Raw genomic sequence first — 12,383 nt, 5'->3', positions numbered from 1 at the left:
TACTCATTATTTGGAGTTCATTATGAAGAAATCTTTAATCGCCGCTGTGGTTTTGACCTTAGTTTCAGGAACGGCTCTTGCCAGCAATCAATCCAATGCACATGACTATCACCCGGGTGCGACTGACAACCAACAACGTTTAGCGCCAATAGACCCAAACTACGAGCTTACGCTACCTTCCGAGAAAGAAGGTTACACCATGTACGACAACCAATACATGTCAGAAGGGGGCACATATTCAACGTATGAAAAGCCTAATCCAACCGATGACATTCATGTTGCTGATGCTGGTTCGCTAAAAGTGACTCATGGGCAAGGCGGGGTAATCCAAACCCAATACACCACGAAAAATGGACAAAATACATTTTCTGTCATGTGCGGTTATACCTCAGGGCCTGCATATTGGGCCGATGGCAAGCCGGTGAATGTTTGTAAAGAGGCGCAGGCATTGGCGCAAGCATTAGAAGCCAAAGGTGAATGGAAACAAAACAAGATGACTTATACCTTGCCACCACAGCGAATCGTTATCGACTAGCAAGGTTTCATCATTTAGGAAGATTACAAGGGAGTGAGTTCGGGGAATCCGATTAGATTCCCCATCTAATACCAATTAAATAGCAAAGGCTAATCCCATGAAAAATATCGTTAATCCTATGAAAAAAGCAGTCAAACCTTTCATTATCATCTGTTCATTACTTGCCCCTACATTTGCATTGGCTGATGGGCACAATCACAGTCACAACTTTTTTAATCCAAAGCTCGAACAGCTTGGCAATGACATCATTGGATTAACCGTTTGCTATAAAAATGGCTATTTGTCTGATGCCGAGCAAGAGCCTGTGTTTGAAAACCTCATCGAGTATGCGCAGGTATCGGGAGAAGAGCTTGGGCTGTTTTATATGGATAGATTAGGCCAAAAAGCCGAAGAGATAATGAGCGATGAGCAAGGAAGGCAGATCTGGGATCAGACTTACTGCGCTGAGTTAACCGATAGCTTTTTAGATACAGATAAGTTGGCGCAAAAATCAATGCACAATGAAGCGCACCACCATCATCATGATGATCATCACAGTCATTCCCACGATCATGGTCATTCTCATGGGCATCACAATGAAAACATTGACCCAGAAACGGCGCAGCAAGATCTAGAACGAGGTCGATTGCTGAGTATTCAATAGCTTAGATAGCCAGTTTATGGCTCGCAAATTTAAGGTTCTTGGCTTGGAATGGGGTTTCTTTTTGGTCTTGATATTCGCCATTTGGAGCCAGAACCTTAAATCCCCACTTTATCTAAAAAGGGTTTGGGCTATGCCCGTGCATAGCTTCGCCCGTAGTGGGATGGGTAAAATAAATATCGCTGGCATGCAGCATTAAGCGCTGACTTTGATGAGCGTTGTCTTGCTCGCAATTGTTATAAAGATCGCAACCGATAATAGGGTGACCAAATTCAAGGCTATGGATACGTAATTGATGAGTCCGCCCAGTAACAGGGCTGTACTGCACTAAAGTTCTGGCTGGATTATCTAAACGTTGTATAACCTGATAATCACTTGTCGCACTCTTGCCCGTTTCGTGACAGATTTTTACCCGAGGGAATAAGGTTTTATCTTTGGCAATCGCCGCACAGATTTGTCCACTATCGGCCTCAACCCAGCCAGATAGCATTGCTAGGTAACATTTTTGAACTGTGCGGGCTTGAAACTGTTGATTGAGGCTTTTTGATGCCTCGCGATTTAGCCCTACCACCATAATGCCAGAGGTGCCTAAATCGAGTCGATGTGGCAGTTTTGCCTCGGCAAATGCAGGCGTTGCCTGTTGTCCATCGCCCCCAATTTGACCGTTCACTAAACGATAATGCACCGAATCCCAATTTAGCGGGTTTTTACCCGACAAACTCAGCAAGCCACTGGGTTTATTAATCAATAAAATATCGCGGTCTTGATAGATGATTTCTACAAGGGCTTTGCACTCTGGCGCCACAAAGTTATCGATGATTTCGATAGTGGTAGAAGAGCCGGATTGAGACATGTAACGATCCTGAGGTAATAATGCTCATCCCTTAATTACGGTGCGGAGTGTAAAAAAGCAAACTGAGCGATGGATGCAGAAGAGCTTACCAGAAATTGCTTAGTGAGAGGTATTAGACAACAGCCATGTGGCTCCAAATCTTCTCTTTAGAACCTCTTTTCTAGTATTCATCTGCTGTTAGATCTCACTTTCAAATAATTATCCCTATGATTTGTATGTGTATATGGATTAGCGACACTCTACGTCGCTATGTAAGTTATGCTTTTCCTCTATCTGAATATAGAAGGAAACTTACATGTTTTTACCTGAGCATTTGCATCGAATCGCTGTCGTTGGCGTAGGATGCTGTGGTCACAATACGATTAACTACATCAAAAAAGAGTTGGATGACAATGTCGATCTGTTTGTCTTTGATACCGACTCACGAGGCCTAGAAAGTGATGAGCGAGTCACTCGTATGGCGATTGGTCAGCAGGTAACGGATGGACGCAGTGCTGGGGCGATTCCTAGTGTGGGTGAAAAAGCCGCTCATGCTTCATTTGATGAGATAAAGCAGCACCTTACTGGCTATGACATGATCTTTATCGCTGGTGGACTTGGCGGTGGCACAGCAACCGGCGTTATCCCCGTGTTGACGAAAATGCTCAGTGAAGAGGAGTGTCTTTGCGTCACCATAGTCACCACGCCCTTTGGCTTTGAAGGCAAGAAAAAGCAATTTTTTGCCCAAGAGGCGATAACAAAAATTAACGCCACATCAGATTCGTGCGTGACAGTTTCTAACCAAAAACTGCTGCACACTATGCCCAAAAGTAGCACCTTGATTGAAGCGTTTGAATCTTCCAATCAGGTTCTCAAGCGTTCACTGCTGGGCATTTACTCTCTAATTTCGACAACGGGCTACATCAACCTAGATTTTGCTGATGTGAGAACCGTTATCAGCGGTGCGGGTGCCACTGTGATCGGTTATGGGCAAGGCGTGGGCGAATATCGAATTAAACAGGCAGTAGAAACCGCGCTGATCAATCCTTTATTGGAAGATTATGATTTAGAAAAAGCTAAAGCGGTGCTGATTAACATTACCGCTGACCATTCATTAAGGCTGGATGAAATCCATCTCGCCGGTGAGTTGCTTACTGAGAAGATTGAATCAGAAATCCCCATTATTATCGGCACGGTGATCAGTGATGTTCCTCAAGATGATATAAAAATCTATGCCATTTTTAGTGGCGTGGAGAAGAAAGTGAGCAACTTACTCAAGCCAAAAGGGATTTAGTGATAATGAGCATAGAGAGTGGGGCACTGACTGCAACTGAGACAGTAATTCAAGATCCACGGCTTTTACCCGTGGCATACAGTGAACAGTATGCTGATTTCTTGATTATATCTAATCGGCCGCATGTGTTATCAGTGGCTTTATTATCAGCCATCGGGCGTACTTGCTTTGCCTCTGCCAAGCAGGTGAGTGGTGCGTGTTTAGCCCCGTTTGATCTGATTGTGATTGTCGATGACGGAATGGATCAAAGTGAGGTGCGTCATTTGCAAAGTCAATTGCAGCAGGGCAAGGCGTATTTTACTGTGGTAGTCGCTGACAATGAAGCTACAAGGCAGTGTTGGCTTGGTCAGGTCGATAGCGCACTTTGCATCGAGAGTCAGCATCAGCAAGGTAATTTCATCAATCGAATACTAGAAAGTATCGAGCTGAAGGGGTTTGTTTGTATTGATTATGCCGATATCTACTCTGTGTTCTGCAACATGGGAAAAGGATATTTCTTTCAAGGAATCGCGAAAGGAAAATTTCGGGTGTTCAATGCCATTGATAATGCGCTAGGACATTTTGCAAGTGGCAGTGACAGTGGCAGTGGCAGTGGCAATAGTGGTGATATCAAAGCCGACACTGCTTTGATGGTGCTGAGCGGTGGATTAAACATTACATTAGATGAGTGGGAGTCAGCTTTAAGCTACCTCGATTCAAAACTGCCAGAACATTGCTGCACGATGGGCGCGACAAAATTACTTGCCGATGGACTGATTGATGAAACGCTAATGGTGTCCATTTTTTTGAATCAAGCAAGGTAGTTTCTTTTTTAGGCTTTTCATTCTATTCGAAGAGCCTAAATGCCTTGATTTTACTGTGGCTTACACTCTTTATATTTCTTGTGATAATCAACCAGATTACCTTTTGTATCCATCTCAAAATCACAGCACTGCTTAAAGGCGGCGTGTAACGTGTTGCGACTTTTCTTTACCCTAGACTTTAGGGTGGAGTATTTTATGCCGTGTTGCTCGGCATAATCCTTTTGTGAAATGCCTTCAATTTCAATCGCATTCAGTAGTTGTTTGTCGTCTTCATCTAATGCATTGATAAAGGGTAATACGCACTCAGCAAGTTGATCATACAACTGCTGATTAGGCTGCTCGTGCCATAAGTCTTCATTTTCTAAAGGCTGATTTTTGCTTTGTGCACGATAAAAATCGATGATGCTACGCTGCGCAATCTGAAACAGCCAAGGCTTGATCTTGGTGAGATCTTTTACAGTATTCAAACTGCGATAGGTTTTGATTAAGATTTCTTGCAAGAGATCATCTACATCGTCAGGGTTACTGATGTTTTTATGCAGAAAGGCTTTTAGGCTTGTTTGGTATTCTGCCCAAATGGTTTCAATATTCATCAAATAGGATCTCTAGTTTTGTCAGGGTGCGTGCCACAACAGTATCGCATGCAAAAAGCGTTGTTATTTCGGCAATATCATCTCATAGAGTTTACGAGAACCAAAATAAGCAACCAAGTGATAAAAGATTACAAAAAGATAGGCGACTATGTTTTAATGACGCCCTACTAATAGATAGGGTTATTAATGAATGCTATCTGTCACTTTTTTAACCAATAAAGCTTATGTCTAAAATGCAGTTTGGCAAGGTGTGCAACCGTGCCTGAGTGTGTTGCATTGAAGCTTTTTTAGGGAAACAACTATGTCTGATCATAAAAAATTTACTGTACGCACTGTTGAAAAACGTAACGGTTGGTGCGGTGAAATCGTACGTCAAATCTCATCACGCAGAACGACGGTTTCTAAGCGCGAAATGGGTTTTGCAACTGAAGCCGAAGCACAAGCTTGGGGCGAGAAAGAGCTAGAAGTTTTTGTACAACACCAAGCTGAACGCAACAAACGTAAAGCTGCTGAGCGTAAAGCTAAAGAGCAATAAGCTGTCGTTATAAGCTCAAGTAGAACAAGACTTTACATGGAAAATAGATTTATCAAATAGTACAAGTTGATAGAGCCCTAACGCTTTTAAAATGGACAGTAAATGAGTGTAGGGGCTTGGCTAATAAGTTCTTTATTTTGCCATTATTCGTTTAATCATCCCGCTTTAGTTATCGATAAACCTCGTCATTATTAGCACTAAAAATATCGGCAAAAAGCGTGAACTAATTTTGCTTTAGTCGGGTCAAAATACCTATATTCCTCTGCAAATTCTCGATGCTTTTATGAAATTACTCAAAACATATTGGTTAGGGTTAACACTGCTTTGTTTATCCTTGTTCAGTGCGATGGCTTTTTGGCTGGGCGACTCAACGGTAGCTGACGACGGTCGTTTACTTGAATCATTTGCATTTATTCCTTTAGCTTGGTTGTTTTTAGCGGGTGGGTTGGTTAGTCTCATCTGCGCTTTCCTTTGGGGGAAAAAGCACAAGTAATCGAGCATTTCTTAGAAAATTCTGCCTTTTCGTAATATTTTTTAAAAAATTTTCGTCTTTTCTTCTTTGGTTGCGTCTTATGTGAGTGATTTAAATGTTTACTTGCAAAAGGCGGAAGGAGAATGCGATTTCTTCCCTAAAGTAAGGTTTATTCGTCTAGAGTAAGCAGGTTGCGGCTAAATTTAGTGATAGAAGAAATTGGGTAATTATGAAAATTCTTTGGAAATTAAAAGGCTATCTGAAACGATTTCGCCGACAATATTTGATAGCGTTTGCGGCATTGCAGTTAGTCGCATTAGTCAATTTGCTTCCTTCTTGGCTTATTGGCCGAATTATCGATGGCATTAGCGCCGATACTTTAGATACACGAACCCTGATTATCCACATTTTAGGGATTGTGGTGTCGGGCGCAGCTATGTATGGCCTGCGATTTGTTTGGCAGAGTAAACTATACGGCTCATCTATCGCCATTACGCGCATTATACGTAGCGAGCTATTTCATAAGTTCTCTTTGCTATCACCGGCCTTTTATTCTCGTCGCAGTACTGGGGATTTGATGGCGCATGCCACTAATGATCTGAATGCGGTAGAAGAAACCTTAGGCATGGGCATCATGACCTTAGTGGATTCTTTTATTGCTGGTATTACGGTCATCTTAGGCATGATCTTTGTAGTGAGTGGTCAACTAACCGCAATTGCTTTACTGCCTTTTCCTTTATTAGTGCTGATTACTCGACGTTACGGCATCACGTTGCACAAGGCGTTTGGTAAAGCGCAATCGGCATTTTCAGATTTAACCGAAGAGACAAGAGAAACGGTATCGGGCATACGTGCGGTACGCTCGCACGGCATTAGTGCGCGCCAAGAGCAACGCTTTGCCGACAGCTTAGACGATACGGTAGAAACTAACTTAGCCGTGGCGAAAGTCGATTCCGCATTTGGCCCGACAATTCAGTTGGTGTACGGATTATCATTCGTTATTTCATTAGGTTACGGAGCATGGTTAATACAGCAAGGCAGTATTACCGTCGGTTTATTTACCACCTTTACTTTGTATTTAGGGCAATTACTTGGCCCATTTTTGCAGTTTGGTTGGCAGTTTAATGTGTTCCAACGGGGCAGCACCTCGTGGTCACGCTTAGAGAAACTGTTTGCGGAAAATATCGAAGTACAGGAAGGGGACAAAACGTTACCTAGCAATACAACCGATTCAAGTATGAGCTTTGATATTGCCTCTTTTACTTACCAAAATGCCAACCGTAACGCCCTTGAGCAGATCAAATTTGATTTACCATCAGGTGGTCTAGTGGGAATTACTGGCCCTACGGGCAGTGGTAAAAGCACCCTTATACATTTGGCATTGCGTCAGTTTCAGCTTGAAAACGACTCGGTGATTCACGTGGCAGGAATGCCAACACAAAAGCTCACTTTTGACTCTTTGCGTAGCAAATTAGCGTGGGTGCCGCAAAAACCACATTTATTCTCTGGAAGCATTGCTGAAAATATCGCTTTGGCAAACCCTACTGCGACTCAATCTGAAATAGAACATGCCGCAGATATGGCGGGCATTAAACAAGAGATAGAGGCAATGCCTGAAGGTTTTGCTACGCCTTTACGAGAGGGTGGTAGCAATTTATCCGGTGGTCAAAAGCAGCGTCTAACCCTTGCTAGAGCCTTATTATCTGGAGCCGATGTACTGCTATTAGACGACCCCTACAGTGCGCTGGATATGAAGACCGAAGTGCAAGTGCGTAAAAACTTAAAAGCACATTATTCTCATAAAACCGTGTTATTGGTGACACAACGCCTGACTAACCTTATCGAAGCCGATCATATTTTGGTGCTGAAAGACGGTCAAATTGAAGAGCGCGGCTCACATCATGAGCTAGTTGCTAATCAAGGTTGGTACTCAACGGTGTATCAGCGTCAAAGCCAATTGGGCAAGGCGGTTAGCGCAGAAAAATCAGGTCTAGAGGGAGCATCTCATGAATAATTCTCAAGCGAACGCTAGCCTTTATCGCAGACTACTGGCTTTTTCATTACCACACAAAGCTCGTTTTGGGTTTGCCTTTGCTATGTTGGCGTTATCGGTATGTGCCGAAATGGCAATTCCATGGCTGGCAAAAGTTATCTTGGATGAGGTGATAGTACCAGGGCAGTTTGAATGGCAACAACTGCTGCTGCTAACCGGTTTAGTTCTGCTGTTTTATATTTTTGCCGCAGTGTTTGGCTATTTACAGGCCATAACCTTTAAACACGGCGCACTGCTGGTGGTTAAAGATGTGCGCACTAAGCTGTTTCATCACGTATTGAATTTTCCTATTGCGACCTTTGATAAATTGCCAACGGGTAAGCTAGTGTCATACATCACCAACGACACGGAATCGCTACGTAATATGTATGTATCGACTATCCCAACGGTGATCCAAGGCGCATTGCGCATTGTGGCTATTTTTATTGCGATAGCGCTTCTTGATTGGCACTTAATGTTGATTAGCTTAGTGCTGATTCCCATTTTGCTGATGACGATGCACTTGTATCGAAAAATATCTATGACAGTGTTTGATGGCATTCGCGTGCAAGTGAGCAACATCAATGGTCAAATTAACGAATCTTTAGAGGGAATGGCGTTAATTCAGGCATTTCGTCAGCAAAAAGCCTTTCAAGCTAAGTTTGAGAAAGAAAACCAAACTTGGTTTAACTTCCGCACCAAATCCGTTGCCATTGATAGCTTAATGCTACTGCCGTTGACTCGCTTAATTGCAACCTTAACTGCTGCTGGCATTGTGGCGTGGTTTGCGGGTGCTTCGTTATCGACCGTGGTTGAAATTGGTACGTTATATGCGTTTTTGAATTACATCGAACGCTTTTTTGACCCGTTCCGACAGCTATCGATGGAGCTGCGTAAGTTGCAAGTGGCAACCGTATCTTCAAAACGCATTTTTGAACTGCTTGATGATAAAGCAGATTTAGAGCATAACCTACCAGAAGTGAACATTGACGCCGCTCACGACATAGAGTTTCGTAATGTGACCATGGAGTACGAAGAGGGCAAGCCCGTTCTAAAAAACGTTAGTTTCACCGCAAAAGGCGGCAAGTTTACCGCCATTGTTGGACATACCGGTAGCGGTAAAAGCTCGGTGATTAACCTTTTGATGCGTTTTTATCAGCAAAAAGAAGGGGAGATCTTAATTGGTGGGCAACCTTTACAGGCGTTACCTGAGTGGCAATTGCGTCAGTTGTTTGGTCTAGTTTCTCAAGACCCAACTATTTTCAGTGGCACTATTGCTGACAATATCGATCTCTCATTAAGTGATAAAGAAAAACCGCTGGATGCCGATATTAACAACCATAGCCAGCAAGCCATTCGCGCCGCGCAGACAGTGAAAGCAGATCGTTTTATTGAGCGATTGCCGGACGGGTTTGAGCACATTATTGCTAATGGTGGTGCGTCGCTGTCCGTTGGTGAGCGCCAACTATTAGCATTGGCTCGCGCTATTTCGCACGATCCTAAGATATTTTTATTGGATGAAGCCACGGCCAATATTGACTCAGAATCAGAAGAAACGGTCAAACAAGCATTGGAAAATATTCAAGATGGCAGGACTGTTATTACTGTTGCGCACCGTTTATCGACCATTAAAAACGCCGCTCAAATATTGGTGATGGATAAAGGTAAAGTCGTGCAAAGTGGCACTCACCAAACCCTTATCGAGCAGCAGGGCGACTATCGCGATTTATACCTTGCGCAAAAAGCGCAAGAAGAACAAGAACATCAAAACAGCACGCTTGGCCTAACAGCTGAAAGCGTGGCGTAACAGATTATTAAATGAGCTATACAGTATGAATGATTACACAAAAAATGAGCAGGCAATAAATAATCGCACTGCGAATAGTGACACATTGGATACACATTCACAGACTCAAAGCTCGAATGCTTTATTGCCTCAAGAGATCATCGACGATCTTTTAGAGTGGGAAATAATGCACGGCGTGGCGTTTCGTCAAACAGACAATACGGCAAGACATGTGCCGTTTAGTATTGCACCGATGAGCGTGCAAAAGCCGATTTATGAGCATTTATTGGCAGTAACCCCTTTAATTGCCAAATTGATCAGTAATGTGTCGGAAGACCATCCATTTTTACAACAATCACTGACTGATATGGCAAAAGCCGATCCGTTTTTTGGCCGTTTAATGGAATTGCATCAACAAGCACATGGCGATGCAAGCCAGTCACTAAATCCTGCTCGTCAGCCGTTGCTGTTGATGCGCACCGACTTTATGGATGATCGCAAGCACGGTGCAAAAGTGATTGAATTTAATGGTATAGCAGCAGGAATGGGGCCATTTGGGCAAAGAGCGGCTGAACTGCATAGTTATATTAATAATCAGTGGAACTCGGTATATCGTCACTGGTTAGAAGATGAAAGCGCACTTCCCGCTGAAAATCACGGTATGCAGCAACTGGCGCACGGCATTGCTGTCGCAACCAAAAAAGTGAACGCTCATTTTGCCTCATTGGGCGAAGACAGTGCGACGCAAAAGCCGACATTTTTGATGGTGGTACAAAAAGACGAAGATAACGTTTATGACCAGCACTTATTGGAAGTTGCACTGCAAAACTTAGGTATTCGCACAGTGCGCCGCACCTTTGAGCAGCTCAATAACCAACTTTCTAGCGGAAAAGATCAGCGTTTACTACTCGAAAATGTCGGCGCTATTGATACGGTATATCTGCGAGCTGGTTACCAATATACCGACTATTGGGCGCCCGAGCTTCACGAAGATATCTGCTGTCATACGCTAAGCCAAACCCGTTTGTTTATCGAAAAACATTACGTAGCAATGAACGCCACCATCAGTCAGCAACTGGCGACCAGTAAATCGATGCAGATGCTACTGACTACCATGCCCGCGCAAGAGTACGCTCGTTGGGGATTGACCGAACAAGAAGCGGCACTTGTGAAGAGTGTTCTTGCTGATATGAAGCCTATTTCGACACAAACCATTGATTGGTTTAACACCTCGGCAGAAAAACAAGCATGGGTGTTAAAAAACCAAGGCGAAGGCGGTGGTCACTGCGTATTTGGCGAAGATATTAGTGCAACACTGGCAAATTTAAAGCCAGAAGAGTACGACGCTTGGGCACTGATGCAGCGTCTATATCCACACGAGCGCGACACGCCAACGATTGCCGTTCGTGATGGCAAGCAGAGCCTAGTTAGCGACCTAGTGAGTGAAATTGGCTTATTTACCGCCCACTACCAAGGTGAACCCGTCACTGAACACAAGGGTTATGCAGGCTACTTAATTCGTAGCAAACCCGCGAGTGAAAATGAGGGTGGCATTCATAGCGGGCAAGGGATTTTGGATTCTTTGGCGTTGGTTTAAACAGGTCTACAAATAACGCTAACAAGGAGCCTGAGTGAGAAATCACTCAGGCTTTTTCACGTTTAATAGAATTTAAAATGACCCCAGTGGCTTAAAACATGTATGAAGTCCGTCATGTTTGGCGAATACCAATATCCAGCAACACAGATTGCCACCAAGCTAACGCTTAATAGGATATGATTTTCGGGAAGCAGTTTAAGCGCTGTGCCGAAAGAGTTTTTAAGTTTAAATCGGCTAAATTCCACACTGTTTATCTCATCCATTAAGAGATGCAATAAAAATCCAATCAAGAAGAAAAAGCCTGTGAGCCATGCTGTCATAGCAGGCTTTATTACTAAGTGTCCTGCAAGATAGAAAGTGACGTTAACCAAAACTAACGTATTTGCTATGCCGAAAATAATTGAGTGGCAGGCGCCGCGGTGGGCGGTGATCTTCTTGAAAATTCGTAATAGCACTTGATGTAAAAATAGGTAGATGGCTAACGGGATGAGCAGTAAGCGCAGTAATCCGGTTGGGGTATGAGCAACACCTACGACGTAATGCATGGCTCCAAAGCACAGGGCTATGGACATGGCGCCATAAATGACTTCAAGAGAGGTAGAGCTATCTGAGTCAATATCGGGGTATAGGCTACCTATTGAGCCAACAAACCATAACCATAGTGCGGTCTGAATAGTGATGTCACCTTTTGCCACTAGGGTTGCGGCAGCAATGCCTGTGACGGCGACACCGGCTTTAAGGTGCGTTTCAAAGTTTGCCATTTGAGGTATTTTCGTGATTGATGAGGTTTAGTTTATGAAAATTAACCTTATGCTTGGTAACTGGCAAGTTAGAGGTTTGTCAGGTTTAAAGCATAGTCATTTTTAAATTTTCTTTTGTAATCAGTAATTAATCCATGATGTTAGGGCACTGTAGTGTTTTGGTTATCATTAATGGTTGTAGTGACTAGAATTAATCAATTTGATTATTGGCACGACATCTTTTAACGCAAACTCTAAGCTTTGCATTGCTTCACTACCTAGTATTTGAGTTTCAATCTGGGGCTAGAAAGTGATGCTTTTTACGGGCAATAGCGTGAATAGTTGCTCTAGATTAGACAAGTTACTCGTTGATTCGTTATTCAATTTAATTTCTTTGAGATAGTTATTTACACCTTAACTATATTTTTCACAGGATCATTTTTAATCCAGTTCACGGATATAAGTAATCGTTCATCGTTAGCAGATGACATAGCCGTTCATGACACGTTTAATTATACCAATCG

11 protein-coding genes and 1 pseudogene are annotated in these 12,383 nt (G+C 43.2%); 9 read left to right on the top strand and 3 right to left on the bottom strand.

From position 1 onward, the window contains the following. Positions 1–22 precede the first annotated feature (22 nt). Positions 23–535 carry a hypothetical protein gene (locus tag VHA01S_RS13040; RefSeq protein ID WP_023404831.1) on the top strand — a complete coding sequence of 171 codons (513 nt, stop codon included), beginning with the start codon at positions 23–25 and terminating at the stop codon, positions 533–535. A 118-nt stretch (positions 536–653) separates the two neighbouring features. Then, entirely contained in the window at positions 654–1,178 is a 525-nt protein-coding gene (locus VHA01S_RS13035; RefSeq protein WP_039970936.1) for a hypothetical protein, read from the top strand. A gap of 112 nt (positions 1,179–1,290) precedes the next feature. Here VHA01S_RS13035 and VHA01S_RS13030 read toward each other — a convergent pair whose 3' ends face one another. Next, positions 1,291–2,028, bottom strand: a complete 738-nt coding sequence (locus VHA01S_RS13030; RefSeq protein ID WP_023404829.1) for an RluA family pseudouridine synthase — start codon at positions 2,026–2,028, stop codon at positions 1,291–1,293. A gap of 295 nt (positions 2,029–2,323) precedes the next feature. Between VHA01S_RS13030 and VHA01S_RS13025 the strand changes: the two genes are divergently transcribed. Continuing rightward, positions 2,324–3,301 (top strand): cell division protein FtsZ, encoded by a 978-nt coding sequence (locus tag VHA01S_RS13025; RefSeq protein WP_023404828.1) that lies wholly within the window; start codon positions 2,324–2,326, stop codon positions 3,299–3,301. A 5-nt stretch (positions 3,302–3,306) separates the two neighbouring features. Further along, positions 3,307–4,104 (top strand): FtsZ/tubulin family protein, encoded by a 798-nt coding sequence (locus VHA01S_RS13020; protein WP_023404827.1) that lies wholly within the window; start codon positions 3,307–3,309, stop codon positions 4,102–4,104. A 50-nt stretch (positions 4,105–4,154) separates the two neighbouring features. On the opposite strand, the gene sigZ is transcribed toward VHA01S_RS13020, so the two are convergent. Continuing rightward, positions 4,155–4,697, bottom strand: a complete 543-nt coding sequence (gene sigZ, locus VHA01S_RS13015) for an RNA polymerase sigma factor SigZ (RefSeq protein WP_023404826.1) — start codon at positions 4,695–4,697, stop codon at positions 4,155–4,157. A gap of 301 nt (positions 4,698–4,998) precedes the next feature. Here sigZ and VHA01S_RS13010 point away from each other — a divergent pair. From VHA01S_RS13010 to VHA01S_RS12990, 5 genes and pseudogenes are all read left to right on the top strand, one after another. Beyond that, positions 4,999–5,229 (top strand): annotated as a pseudogene (locus tag VHA01S_RS13010) (DUF3622 domain-containing protein); the annotation flags it as partial. 286 nt (positions 5,230–5,515) lie between these two features. Next, positions 5,516–5,725 carry a DUF3955 domain-containing protein gene (locus VHA01S_RS18175; RefSeq protein ID WP_084309162.1) on the top strand — a complete coding sequence of 70 codons (210 nt, stop codon included), beginning with the start codon at positions 5,516–5,518 and terminating at the stop codon, positions 5,723–5,725. Between the two features lie 208 nt (positions 5,726–5,933). Further along, complete coding sequence (locus VHA01S_RS13000) at positions 5,934–7,718, top strand: ABC transporter ATP-binding protein (protein ID WP_023404823.1); 1,785 nt, start codon at positions 5,934–5,936, stop codon at positions 7,716–7,718. Continuing rightward, positions 7,711–9,543: an ABC transporter ATP-binding protein gene (locus tag VHA01S_RS12995; RefSeq protein ID WP_023404822.1), complete on the top strand. Its 1,833-nt coding sequence runs from the start codon at positions 7,711–7,713 to the stop codon at positions 9,541–9,543. Before VHA01S_RS13000 ends, VHA01S_RS12995 begins: the two co-directional genes overlap by 8 nt. Before the next feature lie 25 nt (positions 9,544–9,568). Then, positions 9,569–11,119, top strand: coding sequence for a hypothetical protein (locus VHA01S_RS12990; protein WP_023404821.1), 1,551 nt, complete (start codon positions 9,569–9,571; stop codon positions 11,117–11,119). Between the two features lie 62 nt (positions 11,120–11,181). Here VHA01S_RS12990 and VHA01S_RS12985 read toward each other — a convergent pair whose 3' ends face one another. Then, positions 11,182–11,880: a metal-dependent hydrolase gene (locus tag VHA01S_RS12985; RefSeq protein ID WP_023404820.1), complete on the bottom strand. Its 699-nt coding sequence runs from the start codon at positions 11,878–11,880 to the stop codon at positions 11,182–11,184. Positions 11,881–12,383: the final 503 nt, after the last annotated feature.

The organism is Vibrio halioticoli NBRC 102217 (assembly GCF_000496695.1).
GTDB lineage: Bacteria > Pseudomonadota > Gammaproteobacteria > Enterobacterales > Vibrionaceae > Vibrio > Vibrio halioticoli.
Note: the sequence above shows the minus strand (reverse complement) of the source record. Positions and strands in the feature narration are given on the sequence as shown.